We start from the raw sequence: 15,562 nt of genomic DNA, 5'->3' as shown, positions 1-15,562 counted from the left end.
CAACTCATCTGGGGTTATTCGCCCATGGGATTCACGCACAAAAAATGTGAAGTGGGGTTTTTACACTTCTCAAGTAGGTTTGAAAACATTGTATACAATTTTACACAATACTATGGACTTGACTGCGCAACCCTCTTTATGGGCGACTTTTCACCTTTTATGGGACATTTTCCACTAGTTTATGGGCCACCTTCTACGCTTTATGGGACACTTAGACTCTCCTTATGGGCGCAAACCCTCTTTATGGGCGACTTATCACCTTTTATGGGACATTTTCCACTAGTTTATGGGCCACCTTCTACGCTTTATGGGACACTTAGGCCCTTCTTATGGGCGCAACCCTCTTTATGGGCGACTTATCACCTTTTGTGGGACACTCCCCCTAGTTTATGGGCCACCTTCTACGCTTTATGGGACACTTAGACTCTCCTTATGGGCGCAACCTCTTTATGGGCGAATTTCTCATTTTTATAGGACACTTCCCACTAGTTTATGGGCCACCTTCTACGCTTTATGGGACACTTAGACTCTCCTTATGGGCGCAAACCCTCTTTATGGGCGGATTTCTCATTTTTATGGGACACTTCCCGCTAGTTTATGGGCCACCTTCTACGCTTTATGGGACACTTAGGCCCTTCTTATGGGCGCAACCCTCTTTATGGGCGAATTTCTCATTTTTATAGGACACTTCCCGCTAGTTTATGGGCCACCTTTTACACTTTATGGGACACTTATGCTCCCCTTATGGGCGCAAACCCTCTTTATGGACGACTTGCTGCTTTTTATGGGACACTTTCCGCTAACCTTCTACACTTAATAGGACACTCCTCCAGTTTAAGCCGGGTCGCCATCTCTGCTTTTATTACCTCAACAAAAAACACCCATAGATGGGAGTCAAATAGTCTCCAACCGATGGGTGTTTTTTTGTTTTATTTACGTCGTTTTTTATTATCCATCTGTAACTTTCGTTCTTGCATAACAGAATTTATCTGCCCCCCGACCAACAGGATGATCCCTGAAATGTAGAGCCATAGCATGAGGATAATAATACCCCCGATACTTCCGTAAGTTGCAGAATAATTACCAAAGTTACTTACATAGTAAGAGAATCCTAGAGATACAATGATCCATCCCAAGGTTGCAAATGCTGCACCCGGGAAAACGCTCTTTAGGCCTAACTTTATGTTTGGTACTATCCAATATAATGCAGCAAGTACGATAAACATAATAATAGGGCTAAGCGTCCATCTAATATTATTCCACAAATTAATAAAATCATCTTGGAAACCAAAATAAGAAAATAAAATTGTACCAATTTGTTCTCCGAAAACTGGTAATACTAGTGCTACAGCAAAAAGTAAAATCATTAATAAGGTAAATACCACTGATAATGCTCTAACTATAAAAAAGGGTCTCGTTTCCTCTATATCATAAGATCTATTTAAGGATTTGACGATTGCGTTCATCCCATTAGAAGCAGACCAAATGGTACCAAGAATCCCTATTGATAATAAGCCTCCGTTCCGACTTACTAAGACATCAGAAATCGTTCCCTCAATTAATGTATATACTTCACCCGGTGCATAGTTTTCTAAAAAGCGGAAGATTTGAGCCTCATCTAGATTTAGATATGGCAATAATGTAACTAAGAAAATTAATAAAGGAAATAGTGACAGAAGGAAAAAGTAAGCTAATTGAGCTGCAAGCCCTGTAATATCCGTTTTCTGTATATGCGTTATTAAATGCTTGAAGTAGCCTGACCATGTAGTTAAATCATGATTTTCCGTTTTCTTTTTCTCCTTCTTTTTAAAATTTAAAAACTTTAACTTCGTATACCAAGTTGGAGAGGAAGTTTTTTTATTATTCTTATCATCTCTATTCATGTGTGAAACCATCTATTCCTCTCCCTTCCTTGTTTAATGTAATTTTGGCTCGTAAATACTTTTAGGCTCATCTTCCTCTGGAACAACTATGGATTTATACTCTTCCTTGGATTGGGAGAATGTATCCTTCGTCTCGGAAACAAGTGTCTTCACTTGAGGAGTAATTTCTTTTACTTCGTTCACCTTTTGTGAAATATATTTAGCATCTGAGGAGAATTGATTATAAACCGATTGCCATTTAGTTACTTGTTGATCAAGGACTTTCTTTAACTCGTCTCTGTTTCGGTTGTAATATTTAATTTCATTTCTAATCATTCTAGATCGGTTCATTACGGAATCTCTTGTCTTGCGATCTAACATAGTTAATGCGCCGCCAAGTACTGCGCCACACAATACACCTTTTACAAATTTACTTTCACTCATACTAATTACCTCCATATATATCGTTTTATATTAATTTTATTATACCCTGGCTTCTCTGAATCAAACTATTAATAATAATATTTTACAAAAATAAGCTTGACTATTTAAGAGAATTTTACGAATATTGTTAAAAGGACAAATTTATTGAAAGGATATGAAAGCTATAGCATTTTTCCTAGACTGAATTACAACCAAGGAGGTTATCAATTGGATAAGTTACTAGAAATTTTAAAAAGTGTTTCGGATGTTTTATGGGGCATCCCTTTACTGATTCTCATTGTAGGAACCGGAATATTTTTGACGGTTAGAGTTGCCTTTCTACAAATACGATTACTGCCGGTAGCTTTAAGACTTACTTTTTCTAGAAAGCATGACAAAAAGGCCGAAGGAGATATTTCACAATTTCAAGCCCTGACTACTGCACTTGCAGCAACAGTCGGAACTGGTAACATTGTCGGTGTGGCAACTGCAGTATTACTTGGAGGTCCTGGTGCCGTTTTTTGGATGTGGTTATCCGCATTTTTTGGAATGGCGACTAAATATAGTGAGGCCATCCTTGCCGTTAAGTACCGAGTAAAGGATACCAAAGGGCAAATGGCAGGCGGCCCAATGTACTACATAGAACATGGCTTAAAGCAAAAGTGGTTAGCTGTATTATTCGCTATTTTTGGTGCATTAGCTGCTTTTGGAATTGGTAATGGAACACAGGCTAATTCTGTATCTTCTGCAGTAGAATCTACTTTTGGAGTAGAAACTTGGATTACCGGTCTAGTTCTGGCCATTTTCACTGCTCTTGTTATTTTGGGTGGTATTAAATCTATTGGTAATGTAACAGCTGTGTTTGTCCCGGTGATGGCTTTGTTCTATATACTAGCTGGACTTTTCATCATGGTTACCAATATTAGCTCTGTCCCTGAAGCGTTCGGAATTATTTTCAAATCAGCATTTACTGGAGAAGCAGCTGCTGGTGGTGCTATTGGTGCGGCTATTCGTTATGGTGTTGCTCGTGGTGTATTCTCCAATGAAGCCGGCCTTGGTTCCGCTCCAATTGCTGCTGCTGCCGCAAAAACGGATTTACCAGGACGTCAAGCACTCGTTTCCATGACGCAAGTATTTATAGATACTTTTATTATCTGTTCCATTACAGGAGTTACAATCGTAATGTCTGGTATGTATAAGGATACTAGTATAGGTGGTGGAGATTTAACCTCCGCAGCCTTTGGTCATTTCCTTGGAGATTGGGGACCAATCATCATTGCAGTTGGTTTAATTTTCTTTGCTTCCTCCACGATTTTCGGCTGGGCTTATTACGGAGAGAAATGTTTCCAATACTTATTTAAGAATCCTATGCTGTTAATTGTTTATCGTATTGCATTCGTTGCTATGGTATTCATAGGGTCAGTCGTTTCCCTAGATTTGATTTGGACATTCTCTGATATTACCAATGCATTAATGGCAATTCCTAACTTAATAGGTTTGCTTGGACTATCGGGTGTTGTCGTGTATGAGACAAAACGTATTCAGAAGAAGTTGAAGGAAGAAAAACTTGCCAGCAAGGCTTAATTTGTATTTGACATTCTAGGCTATGCGTGAAATGATATTTCTAATGTATGAAAGGCAGGTACAAAAGAATGGATTTAAATCAACCTTCCGTTGAGAATATTAGCTTTATGCTTGAAACAATCAAGGAAAAATTACGTATGGTCAATGTGGATGCCATGAAATCTGAGGACTTTAAAGCTACAGCCTATGAGGATCTTGTATATTTATATGAAATGGTCAACAAACGCGATTCTTTTAGTCCAAGTGAAATGCAAGCAATCGTCGCAGAACTTGGTAGTTTAAGAAAGTAATCACTTTATAATTCTTTATAATGAAAGAGAGGTAACCTGTTTATACAAAGGCTACCTCTCTTTTTTATTTATTAATTATCCTTCTGGAGTTTTCTTTCCATTGCTTTTGCGACTTGATGAGAGTTTGTAGTCTTTTCCTCATACAGTTTATGAATGATGTTCTGGTAATCCGCTTCGTTACGGTTTTGACTTAGTTTATCAACAGCCTGAATTTCCTGTATCTTAATCTTAAATCCAACAATACCCTTCAGTTCTTTCTCTAACAATTGTGGAGAAAGATTTTCCCATAAAACAGGATTTTTTCGATGTTTCTCATATTTTTGCAGCAACCATGTCAGGTCTTGTTTTAACTCGTCCTCGGTCAATATTACGGCCTTCCCATATACATGGACAGCCTGATAGTTCCATGTTGGGACATTTTCATGTTCATACCACGAAGAAGATATGTAAGAGTGAGGTCCCTGGAAAATAACCAATACATCTTCAGCTGTTTCAAATGTTCTCCATTGAGGATTCCCATACGCCATATGCCCTGTCACGTAATAATCTTCCCCTTCATTATGGATCTGCAATGGTAGGTGACTTGCAATCGGTTTTTCTTTTTTCGTCGTAACAAGAACTCCGAATGAATTAGTATGAATGAATTCCTTAATCTCTTCCCAATTTGTCACCTTATAATATTTCGGAATATACATAATGAGCAACCTTTCCAATCAAATGATGTTTTTATCCGTTACTTACTTCGGTACTACAGACAGAAATTCCTTCCTAAGCCCTAACTAACTATTGCTCCTACCATGGAAAGCGGTCGATAGCGGAAACCAATTGCACGTAAAAAAAATCCTCCCCTACTTTTATAGGGAAGGACCAATTCTTATTTAGATAGCTTATTTAACTCTACTGCAATTTTAGCTCCAACTCTTGCATTATTGTATACAAGCTCTATGTTAGATTCTAATGACTTACCTTCTGTTAACTCTTTTACTTTACCAAGAAGGAATGGTGTTACATCCTTACCTTTAATGCCATTATCTTCAGCTTCTTTCAATGCTGTTTGAATGATTCTATTCATGTATTCCTCGTCCAATGAATATTCTGCTGGGATAGGATTAGCAATGATTGCTCCGCCATTTAGACCTAGCTCCCATTTAACGTTTAGCATTTCAGCAACTTCTTTTTCTTCATCCATACGGAAGTCTGATTTAAAAGGGCTAGTGGAAGTATAGAATGCTGGGAAAGCTTCCGTTTGGAATCCTACTACCGGTACACCTTTTGTCTCTAAGTATTCTAACGTTAATCCGATATCTAAAATTGACTTAGCACCTGCGCAAACAACTGCAACATTTGTAGAAGCTAACTCTTCAAGGTCAGCTGAAATGTCCATTGTTGTCTCAGCACCTCTATGCACTCCGCCGATACCACCAGTTACAAACATTTGAATTCCTGCAAGATCCGCACAAATCATGGTTGTTGCCACAGTAGTAGCACCGATTTCCTTAGAAGCGACTACATATGGTAAATCTCTTCTAGAAGTTTTGCGAGCATTGCTGCTAGTTGCTAAAGTTTCTAATTCTTCATTGGATAAACCAATTTTAATCTTCCCGTCCATAATTGCAATTGTTGCAGGAACTGCTCCGTTATCACGGATAATTTGTTCTACTTTTCTTGCCATTTCAATGTTTTGTGGATAAGGCATTCCATGAGAAATGATAGTAGATTCTAATGCTACGATCGCTTTTCCTTGTGCCATTCCTTGTTCAACCTCTTGTGAGTAAGTTAGATATTTTTTCATTTTAAATATTCCTCCAGTTCATTAGTTAACTTCAATTTTGTTAGTTCAGTTCGTACTGTGTCTACAGATTGGAGTGTTTTAGTAGCGTTAATCATCCCAGTCAGCACAGCCTGCTTTACTTCTACTCCATCCAACGAAGCATGAAGAACCCCAGAAACAAAGGCATCTCCTGCGCCAGTCACGTCTACTACCTGCTCTGTTTGGATAGCAGGCATAAACAATGTCTCGATCTCTTTCCCAGCACATACTACTCCCTTGCTGCCATTCGTTATAATGACATGGCGTATGCCTTTTTGGACAAATGCCTCGGCTGTACGTTTCCAAGATTCCTCATCCACAATCTGCGTTTGAAAGTATGTTTCGGCTTCATCCTTATTTGTTATAAGCCACTCTATTCCTTCCAGATTCTCCGGCATTCGATTCATCTTCGGTGAAGACACTGGGATAATTGCAAGAGGAATCTTATTGCCGACCGCCAATGCGTGAATGTATTCCATTACATCTTTTGGACAGTTCATATCTATTATGAGCATTTGCGCATTAGTAAGATAAGCCTCTTGTTTTTTCATGTAGTCCACTGTTAGCTGATCATAAATATCCATATTAGCCAGGGCAAAAAGCATTTCCCCCTGTTGGTCTAGTACGGCTGAGTACGTTCCAGTAGAGTAGTTAACAAGCTTTTCTACAGAAAACAAGTTCATCCAGTGACTAGATGCCTTTTCGATAGAAGCGTATTCCATATCGTTACCGACAACTGTAAGTAGCCTGACGGTATTGCCAAGCCTTCCTAAGTTTTCAGCAATATTCCTTGCAACTCCGCCTATACTTTGCAGGCTTGTAGTTGGATTAGAAGTACCCATTTGTAATTGATCTTTTACTATATACTTTCTATCTACATTAGCTCCGCCTATACAAATAATCTCTTTGTTCTCCGGTAAAATGTATGCTCTGCCAATAATTTTCCCACTTTTAATGAGCTGAGAGATGATATTAGCAACTGCTGGCCTGGACATCTTTAAGGCATCTGCCATTTCTTGTTGTGATGCATAAGGATTGTTACGCAAATAGGTCAGAACTTTTAATTCCTTGGATTCCATTCGGACAACCTCCTCTCTTCAAACATTTGTTTTAATTATAAACTTTTGTTTTCAAAAGTCAAAGAAAAACTGACAACTATTTAAAATAATTGTCAGTTTCATTTTATTGGGGTTGGTCGTTTAAGCTGCCATCCTCTAATACTCGAGGCTGTATCAGCACTTCGACACGTCTATTTTTTGCTCTGCCTTCTTCCGTATCATTAGCAGCAACCGGCTTGAATTCTCCGTAGCCCTTTGCACTGAAGTACAGAGGATCAATCGTGTTATTGTTTACTAATATTTTCAAAAAGTTCACCGAGCGCATAACACTTAACTCCCAGTTAGAGGCATAAACACTACTAGATATCGGAATATTATCCGTGTGTCCTGTAATCACAACATTCCGAGGCGGATCAAACACCAGTAAATCTGATATATCTTCTGCAATTTGTCGATACTCTTGTTTTACCTCTGCCTGTCCCAAGTCAAATAAAATGCTATCTCTAATTGTCACTAAAAGACCTTCGCTTGTTAACTCAGTTGCAAATTGTTTCTCTAGCGCATTAACCGCTATGTATTCATCGACACTGTCTTGAATCTCAGATAAAGCTTGCTGATCCTCGATGTAAGCCATGCTTTGATTGGAATCACCGCTATTATTGTTTCTAGGTACATCCATTGGCGAAGGCTGTTCCATTAGTCCGGTACCTCCATCAAACACTTGATTGAATACTGCGGACATTTGGTTTAGCTTTTCTTGATCAACAGTACTAGAAGCAAATAACACAATAAACAGTGCAAGTAGTAAAGTTAAAATATCTGCGTAAGGAAGAAGCCAAGATTCACTCATTTCCTCTTCATGCTGATGTTTTTTATGCTTCTTTGCCAAGGCCTGCCTCCCCGCTTTCATTTAAAACTTTTTTACGTTCAGACATAGATAGATAAGAAGCCAATTTCTGCTCTATCACACGTGGTGCATCTCCTTCTAAGACAGAAAGGATTCCCTCTAACATCATAGTTTTTTGTCTAACCTCTTGCTTTGACTTTCGTTTTAACTTGTTGGCAAATGGATGCCAAAGCACATAACCTGTGAATATCCCTAATAATGTAGCGATGAATGCAGCTGAAATTGCATGTCCTAATTTTTCTATATCATTCATATCACCTAGCGCGGCTACTAAACCAACTACTGCACCTAGCACTCCAAGAGTAGGTGCATATGTACCTGCCTGCGTGAAAATCTGAGCACCAGTGGAATGTCTTTCTTCCAAGGCATTAATTTCTTCTGTTAACACATCTCTAATATAATCTGCATTCTGTCCATCGATAGCTAAAGTAAGTCCATTTTTCAAAAATGGATCTTCCACATCGGTTGTTTTACTCTCTAATGCAAGTAACCCTTCTCTACGAGCTAAATCAGCCCAGTTAGAAAACAATTTAATAACTTCATGATCTGGCACTAACTTCTGTTCTTTAAAAATTACTCCGAAAAGCTTAGGTATTCTTTTTAGCTCATCCATCGGGAAACCAATTACGATAGTCGCAATTGTTCCAACGATAATAATTAAAATAGCTGCTGGATTCAACAGGGCAGCTAATCCTACTCCCTTCAGAACCATTCCTACACCTAACGCAACAATTCCTAAGACGAGACCAATTACTGTAGACTTATCCAATTCATAAACCCCCACATTCTATTTCTGTTCTTTATTTCGGTTAATATATCAGGATTTTAATATTAGTTTCTAACTATAAATTTTATTTCAATTAATTTGAACTCTTTTTTGTCTTAATTGGCAGAGAGTCATTGATAAATCCCTCTATAAACTGATACTATAATCTTAAGAAAAGAAAGGATGTATGGATATGTCAACCTTTGAAAACAATTTAGAAAAGTATGCTGCTTTAGCTGTTGAAGTAGGAGTAAATATACAAAAAGGGCAAGATTTATATACTGCGGCCTCTACAGAAACAGTAGAATTTGTCCGACTTGTAACTAAAAAAGCTTATGAAGCTGGAGCTAAGACTGTTTATGTAGATTTTTCTGATGATGAGTTAACACGCATCCGTTATGAGCTAGCCTCAAAAGACTCTTTCGACTTCTATCCACCATGGAAAGTTCAAGAAAGAGAGCAGCTTGCTGAATCAGGCGCTGCTTTTATGAGTATCGTAAGTCAAAGTCCCGATTTACTGAAAGGTATAGATTCTAGTAAAATCTCAACTTTCCAAAAAGCTGCAGGTCAAGCTATGTCCAAATACCGCCAGTATGTTCAGTCAGATAAAATTAGCTGGTCTGTAGTTGCGGCACCTTCTAAAAAATGGGCTGCAAAAGTATTTCCAGAGCTTCCTCAGGAAGAGCAAGTTCCAGCATTATGGGAATCTATCTTTAGTGCAGTAAGAGCTGACCTGGAAGATCCCGTATCTGCTTGGAAAGAGCACGATCGTTTGTTGCACACAAAAGTAGACTACTTAAACGATAAAAATTATAAAAAACTTCATTACACAGCTCCAGGTACTGACCTAACAATTGAACTTCCAAACGGCCATCTTTGGTGCGGAGCAAGTAGTACGAATGAAAAAGGCGAAGATTTCATGGCTAACATGCCTACAGAAGAAGTGTTTACAGTTCCTTTAAAAACAGGCGTTGACGGGTATGTAGCAAGCACGAAGCCTTTAAGCTATGGTGGAAATATTATTGATAATTTCACTATCACTTTTGAAAATGGTCGCATTGTAAAAGTAGAGGCAAAAGAAGGTCAAGAAGTACTAGAGCAATTAGTCGATACGGATGAAGGCTCCCATTACCTTGGGGAAGTTGCACTTGTACCACATGATTCACCAATCTCTAACTCTAACCTGTTATTCTATAATACATTGTTTGATGAAAATGCTTCGAACCACTTAGCAATCGGTAGTGCATATGCGTTCTGTATCGAAGGCGGCAAAAAAATGAGTCGTGAAGAGCTTGCAGAAAACGGATTGAATGAAAGTATCACTCATGTAGACTTCATGATTGGTTCTAAAAATATGAATATTGATGGAATTAAAGAGGATGGCACTAAAGAACCTGTGTTTAGAAACGGAAACTGGGCATTTTAATCACAATCTATTCATAAATTTAATGTTTTAGTGTTACAAATTTAGTGTAAATAAGTTATAATGATATTAATATGAATAGTGAGGTGTTAAAAATGGGCTTATTCATAGCTACAATTCTTGGGTTCTCTGGCGGTATTTTAGCCATTGGAGCGGTAATCATGTTTTACTTCTCTAAACCAATGAACAACCAAGATGCAATTATCGTCGATCCGAAACCAACTAATAAGTTTTAATATGTCAACCGCGACTTAACAGTCGCGGTTGTTTTTTTGTACTAAAAGCACAATAATTCCTTACTAATTGGGTGTAGCTGTTTAGGTGCGCTTTGGCCTAGTTTAGGTGACACTTCTATAATGTTTACGTGCGGTTCTCCTATTTAGCTGACAATTTCTATTTTTTAGGTATCACTCTTCTGCGCTTTAGGTGCGCTTTTGCATAGTTTAGGTAGCACTTCTTTAATGTTTACGTGCGCTTCCCCTATTTAGGTGACAATTTCTACTTTTTAGGTAGCTCTCTTCTACGCTTTAGGTGCGCTTTTGCATAGTTTAGGTAGCACTTCTTTAATGTTTACGTGCGCTTCCCCTATTTAGGTGACAATTTCTACTTTTTAGGTAGCACTCTTCTATGCTTTAGGTGCGCTTTTGCTTAGTATAGGTGTCATTTCTTTTCTTTTAGGTGCGTTTCCCCGGTTTAGGTGACACTTTCTACTTTTTAGGTACCCTTCTCTATGCTTTAGGTGCGCTTTTACTCCGATTAGGTGTCGCTTTTCTACTTTTACGTGCGGATACCCCTGATTAAGTGTCTCGTGTCTACCTGTACCAGGCAATTATCCGTTATACGTGCCTCCTCGCTTTTCTTCATTTGCCTGTCGGGGCAGAACAGGCACTTACTCTTTTCTTAATGTTATTTCTTATTTTTTTCATTTCATTTTAGATAAGTTTGTATTACAAAACGAATACAAAATAGGTTTTTATCATTATTTTTTTCCCTATAAATGTCCCTTACTACCCACAAAGTATTGAAACATACGTAAAATTCCATTATGTTACAAATGGCAATTGTGCTATTTTCCATTATAATAACGTAGAGCAAGTGAAATGGAGGAAGACATATGTTGTCAAATTCACATATCGGTATTGATTTAGGAACTGCTAATACTTTAGTTTATACTAAAAATAAGGGATTACTTATAGATGAGCCAACTGTGGTGGCAGTAAACACAAAAACAAAAGAAATAATTGCCTTTGGATCAGAGGCCAAAAAGATGATAGGTAAAACACCAACATCTATTGAAGTAGTTAGACCTCTAAAAGATGGCGTGATCGCAGACTTTGATGTTACTACCCAGTTGTTAAAACTTATTATGCAAAAAGCTAGCAAAAAACTTGGTACTTCTCTACGTAAGCCTACTGTTATTGTTTGCACGCCTTCAGGAGCAACTTCTGTAGAACGCCGTGCCATCCAAGATGCGGTACGTCAAAGTGGCGCTAAAGAAGTGCAGCTAATGGAAGAACCCGTTGCTGCTGCTATTGGAGCTGGATTGCCAGTCAATGAGCCAGTAGCAAGCATGATTGTAGATATCGGTGGAGGTACTACAGAGGTAGGGATTATCTCATACGGAGGTGTAGTCGCGTCTAGTACTGTGAAAGCTGCAGGAGATCGAATGGACGAGGCAATTATCCACTATGTACGTAAAGAGTTTAATGTAATAATTGGTGAGCCTACAGCAGAATTGATAAAAACGACTATAGGGTATGCCCTTGTTCCTCATACAGAAGAAGTAATGGAAGTGCGAGGAAGAGATGTAGTGACTGGTTTACCAAAAATAGTGAAACTATCTTCTACTCAAATACAGGGAGTTTTAAAAGAATCATTAGAGACAATTCTAGAAGCAATTCGTGCAACACTAGAAATTTGTCCTCCTGAGCTTTCAGGAGATATCGTAGACCATGGTGTTATATTAACTGGTGGCGGAGCGTTGCTAAAAGGATTAAAGGAATGGCTTAGCGGTGTAATTGAAGTACCTGTCCACCTTGCACCAGAACCATTACAGTCAGTTGTAATCGGTACAGGGAAGTCTTTCTTTATCCATGATCGCAAAAGAAACGTTGCAAGATAATTTCTTTAAACAAATATTAAGTAAATTTCTTCTTTTTCGTATAAAATATATTAAGAAGGAGGAATTACTATGCCAAGTTTAAACGACATACTAACCTATAACAAATCATTTGTAGAAAACAAGCTGTATGAACCTTATGTAACTACTAAGTTTCCTGATAAGCGAATAGTTATTCTTACTTGTATGGATACACGTTTAGTAGAAATGCTTCCTAAATCAATGAATCTTAAAAACGGAGATGTAAAAATTGTTAAAAGTGCAGGGGCTGTTATTAACCACCCATTTGGTGGTATTATGCGCAGCTTGATCGTTGCAGTTTACGAGCTTCAAGCAGATGAGATTTATGTAATTGGTCACCACGATTGTGGAATGAGCTCCATTCAAACAGATAAAATTCTTGAAAAAATGACAGCTCGTGGAGTAAATCCTTCCACTTTTGATGTACTGAAAAACTCAGGTATTGAAGTGGAAGAATGGCTTGAAGGGTTTTCAGATGTGAAAGAAAGTGTCTTACATAGCGTGGAAATGATACGTAACCATCCATTGATGATTTCTGAAATTCCAGTTCATGGACTAATTATTGATCCTCACACGGGACGACTTGATTTGGTAACAGACGGTAAAATCGACAAAAAATAATGTATTTCCCGGGAAATCGCCAATTTTTTTGAGCTTGCTTATGGTTAACGCCATGGCAAGCTCTTTTTTTGCTATTTAGTGTTAAGAGCAACCTACCTAACTTTCTGTCCACCACAAAATACAAAAAAACTGTTGATAAACTAAGTTTACCAACAGACTCATTTATAGCCCCTATTATTCTCCTCTTAAAGCGGAATACATATAGTGATCTTCCCATTTCCCATTAATGAATAATAGCTTACGCAACAATCCCTCACGAACAAACTTGTTATTCTCTAGCACTTTGATAGAGCCAAAATTTCTAGGGGATACATAAGCTTCTATTCGATTTAATTGAACGTCATTAAAGCCAAATTGCTTTACTAGTCGAACAGCCTCAGACGCAATTCCTTTACCAATTTGCTTCTGGTCAACCGAATAGCCAATTAAACCACTAGAAAACGGCATTCTTTTCAGGCTATAAAGTGAAATGCTGCCTATCAAAACATCTCGTTCATGAGAAAAAATACCAAAGCTATATTCCCTTTTTTCCTGCATGAGCATGATTGATTCACGAATCTTCTCTCTTTGGACGCTAGCAGTATAATATTCTTCTTGGTGTAATGGTTCAAAAACAGACCAGTACAACTTGTTGTCATAGACTAAATTTGCAAGAGCAGGTGCATCCTTTACATTTAAAGTCCTTAAGTAACAACTTGCTCCTTCTAGATAAATCAAGTACCGTCACCCTTTAGTGTTAGTTAATTGCAAAAACTCCTCAACATCTTGAATGCAAAGGTCAATTCCCTTCTTCCAAAACGCTTCTTTCGTTATATCCTCTTGTAAATGTTTCATCGCTAAATCCTCCACAGACATTACTGCTGTGTCCTGTAATAAAGCAATATACTTCTCCTCAAAACCAGATCCTTCTTCTTTTGCCTTTGAATATATACTTAAAGAAAATAAGTAGCCAAAGGTATAAGGGAAATTATAAAAAGGAACGCCTGTAATATAGAAGTGGAGCTTAGATGCCCAAAAATGCGGATGTACCGTGTCTAAAGCATCCCCATATGCTTCTCTCTGAGCTTCTTCCATTAGTTCGTTCAACCGGTTTGCAGAAACAATGCCGTCTTTTCGTTCCTCATAAAATCTAGTTTCAAACAAGAAGCGGGCGTGAATGTTCATAAAGAAAGCAACACTGCGTTGAATTTTATCCTCCAACAAAGCAATTTTCTCTTCTTTGGACTTTGCTTCGCGAACAGAGGCATCCGCCACTATCATTTCTGCAAAGGTAGATGCAGTTTCTGCTACTCCCATTGCATATCTCCGGTTCATCCAATGCACTGGTCTTAAAGCATATGAGTGGAATGCATGACCTAATTCATGCGCAAGTGTAGAAACATTTGACATGGAACCACTATAAGTCATAAATATACGGGATTCCTCTGATACAGGCATTCCTGTACAAAAGCCACCCGGTCTTTTATTTGGACGATCCTCTGCTTCAATCCATCCATTTTCAAAAGCATTTCTTGAAAAGGCTTCTAGCTTCGGTCCAAACTCTTTAAAATGCTTTAGGATAAATTCCGCTCCTTGTTGGAACTCCATTTTTTCGGTAGACGTACTGATAGGTGCATCTAAATTATACCAATGCATCGCTTTTTCGCCTAGCATCTCCGATTTCCTATTTAAATATTCCACAAATGGTGCTTTATTTTTAGAGATTGCTCCCCACATTGCATCCAATGTATCTTGTTTCATACGATTGATGGCAAGAGGTTCTTCTAAGACAGATTCCCAGCCTCTTTTTTTATACGTAGCCAGACGGAAGCCAGCTAAATGATTAAGCGTTTTCGCAAAAATTTCTTCTTTTTCAGTCCATACACTTTCCAACGCTTCAAAGGAATTTTTACGAATTTCAGCATTATCACTTGAGCTTAAGTTATCAGCTTGTCCTACCGAAAGTATTCTTTCTTCCCCATCGATAGTCATTTTTATATGGATGTCCCCTACAAGCATGTTATATAGTTGGCCCCATGCATCATAACCGTCTACTTCTAAGGTAGTTATTAAATCCTCTTCTTTTTCGGAAAGCATTTTACTCGCTTGCTCTCTCCATTCATTTAATATAAATTTAAATGGGGTTAATTCGTCCGTATTTAAAAGCTCTTCCCATACGGTAGATTCTGTCTTGCTAAGCGCTTGTTGTATTGTAATCATTAACGAAGATAACCTTGCATACAATGAACCAACCTCGCCTTGTAAAAGCGTCGCTTTTTTATCTGTTGTGTCTTGAGCTAGATAGCAGCCAATAACTGCCCCTGCTTCTGCTAAATGGACAGCTACATCTTTTAGTTCCTCGATTATTTGCCTAATTTGGTTAGACTCTTGAGCTGAGGCTGGGACAACTATTTCCTTAACATTTATTTCAAATTTTTCTAGTTTTTCCTTAACTTTATCTAGATGCTCTCGTAATTCAGAGGAGCTGCTACCACCACGGAAAAATCGTTCTAAATCCCACACGATTGGATAATTTTGTTTTAACATCTGAATATTCCCCCTATTTTAAAAACTTTTACATTTTTCATTATATCATGAATTACTTTCCTAATTATTCATTTTTTTGTCACATAATTTCTATAATTGAATTTGTGTGCTCTTAGATTGAAAGGTATACTTATTAAATATAGAAGGAGGCG

At 38.0% G+C, this 15,562-nt stretch carries 15 protein-coding genes; 6 read left to right on the top strand and 9 right to left on the bottom strand.

The features are described 5' to 3' along the window. Window positions 1-929 precede the first annotated feature (929 nt). Both M3627_RS18970 and M3627_RS18965 read right to left on the bottom strand, forming a co-directional pair. The gene (locus M3627_RS18970) at window positions 930-1,895 is read right to left on the bottom strand and encodes a YihY/virulence factor BrkB family protein (protein ID WP_251557035.1); all 966 of its coding nucleotides are present in this window, start codon (window positions 1,893-1,895) and stop codon (window positions 930-932) included. A 21-nt stretch (window positions 1,896-1,916) separates the two neighbouring features. Continuing rightward, window positions 1,917-2,306, bottom strand: coding sequence for a YtxH domain-containing protein (locus M3627_RS18965; RefSeq protein ID WP_169361469.1), 390 nt, complete (start codon window positions 2,304-2,306; stop codon window positions 1,917-1,919). A gap of 207 nt (window positions 2,307-2,513) precedes the next feature. Here M3627_RS18965 and M3627_RS18960 point away from each other — a divergent pair, with 207 nt between their 5' ends. Continuing rightward, window positions 2,514-3,869 (top strand): alanine/glycine:cation symporter family protein, encoded by a 1,356-nt coding sequence (locus M3627_RS18960; RefSeq protein WP_251557034.1) that lies wholly within the window; start codon window positions 2,514-2,516, stop codon window positions 3,867-3,869. Between the two features lie 68 nt (window positions 3,870-3,937). Beyond that, on the top strand, window positions 3,938-4,159 hold the full coding sequence (locus M3627_RS18955) for a DUF1128 domain-containing protein (RefSeq protein ID WP_169361471.1): 222 nt from the start codon (window positions 3,938-3,940) through the stop codon (window positions 4,157-4,159). Window positions 4,160-4,230: 71 nt separating this feature from the next. On the opposite strand, the gene M3627_RS18950 is transcribed toward M3627_RS18955, so the two are convergent. The 5 genes from M3627_RS18950 to motA all read right to left on the bottom strand — a co-directional run bounded on the left by M3627_RS18950 (window position 4,231) and on the right by motA (window position 8,703). Beyond that, window positions 4,231-4,854, bottom strand: a complete 624-nt coding sequence (locus tag M3627_RS18950; protein ID WP_251557033.1) for an FMN-binding negative transcriptional regulator — start codon at window positions 4,852-4,854, stop codon at window positions 4,231-4,233. 179 nt (window positions 4,855-5,033) lie between these two features. Further along, entirely contained in the window at window positions 5,034-5,951 is a 918-nt protein-coding gene (locus M3627_RS18945) for a pseudouridine-5'-phosphate glycosidase (protein WP_169361473.1), read from the bottom strand. Further along, on the bottom strand, window positions 5,948-7,048 hold the full coding sequence (locus tag M3627_RS18940; RefSeq protein WP_169361474.1) for a carbohydrate kinase: 1,101 nt from the start codon (window positions 7,046-7,048) through the stop codon (window positions 5,948-5,950). The genes M3627_RS18945 and M3627_RS18940 overlap by 4 nt, the downstream gene beginning before the upstream one ends. Before the next feature lie 103 nt (window positions 7,049-7,151). Continuing rightward, window positions 7,152-7,916, bottom strand: coding sequence for a flagellar motor protein MotB (gene motB, locus M3627_RS18935; protein ID WP_251557032.1), 765 nt, complete (start codon window positions 7,914-7,916; stop codon window positions 7,152-7,154). Further along, the gene (gene motA / locus M3627_RS18930; protein WP_169361476.1) at window positions 7,900-8,703 is read right to left on the bottom strand and encodes a flagellar motor stator protein MotA; all 804 of its coding nucleotides are present in this window, start codon (window positions 8,701-8,703) and stop codon (window positions 7,900-7,902) included. Before motA ends, motB begins: the two co-directional genes overlap by 17 nt. A 190-nt stretch (window positions 8,704-8,893) precedes the next feature. On the opposite strand from motA, the gene M3627_RS18925 reads away from it, so the two are divergent. The 4 genes from M3627_RS18925 (at window position 8,894) to M3627_RS18910 (ending at window position 12,884) form a co-directional block, all read left to right on the top strand. Next, entirely contained in the window at window positions 8,894-10,126 is a 1,233-nt protein-coding gene (locus M3627_RS18925) for an aminopeptidase (RefSeq protein ID WP_251557030.1), read from the top strand. Window positions 10,127-10,197: 71 nt separating this feature from the next. Continuing rightward, a complete protein-coding gene (locus M3627_RS18920) occupies window positions 10,198-10,359 on the top strand; it encodes a hypothetical protein (RefSeq protein WP_251557029.1) in 162 nt (53 codons plus the stop codon). 878 nt (window positions 10,360-11,237) lie between these two features. Further along, window positions 11,238-12,245: a rod-share determining protein MreBH gene (gene mreBH, locus M3627_RS18915; RefSeq protein WP_251557028.1), complete on the top strand. Its 1,008-nt coding sequence runs from the start codon at window positions 11,238-11,240 to the stop codon at window positions 12,243-12,245. A gap of 69 nt (window positions 12,246-12,314) precedes the next feature. Continuing rightward, window positions 12,315-12,884: a beta-class carbonic anhydrase gene (locus M3627_RS18910; RefSeq protein WP_169360738.1), complete on the top strand. Its 570-nt coding sequence runs from the start codon at window positions 12,315-12,317 to the stop codon at window positions 12,882-12,884. 174 nt (window positions 12,885-13,058) lie between these two features. On the opposite strand, the gene M3627_RS18905 is transcribed toward M3627_RS18910, so the two are convergent. Further along, on the bottom strand, window positions 13,059-13,601 hold the full coding sequence (locus tag M3627_RS18905) for a GNAT family N-acetyltransferase (protein ID WP_251557027.1): 543 nt from the start codon (window positions 13,599-13,601) through the stop codon (window positions 13,059-13,061). A 6-nt stretch (window positions 13,602-13,607) separates the two neighbouring features. Further along, the gene (locus tag M3627_RS18900) at window positions 13,608-15,410 is read right to left on the bottom strand and encodes a M3 family oligoendopeptidase (RefSeq protein ID WP_251557026.1); all 1,803 of its coding nucleotides are present in this window, start codon (window positions 15,408-15,410) and stop codon (window positions 13,608-13,610) included. Window positions 15,411-15,562 lie beyond the last annotated feature (152 nt).

This window comes from Psychrobacillus sp. MER TA 171 (assembly GCF_023713305.1).
GTDB lineage: Bacteria > Bacillota > Bacilli > Bacillales_A > Planococcaceae > Psychrobacillus.
The sequence above is the reverse complement of the archived record's forward strand: the minus strand, read 5'-3'. Positions and strand labels throughout refer to the sequence as shown.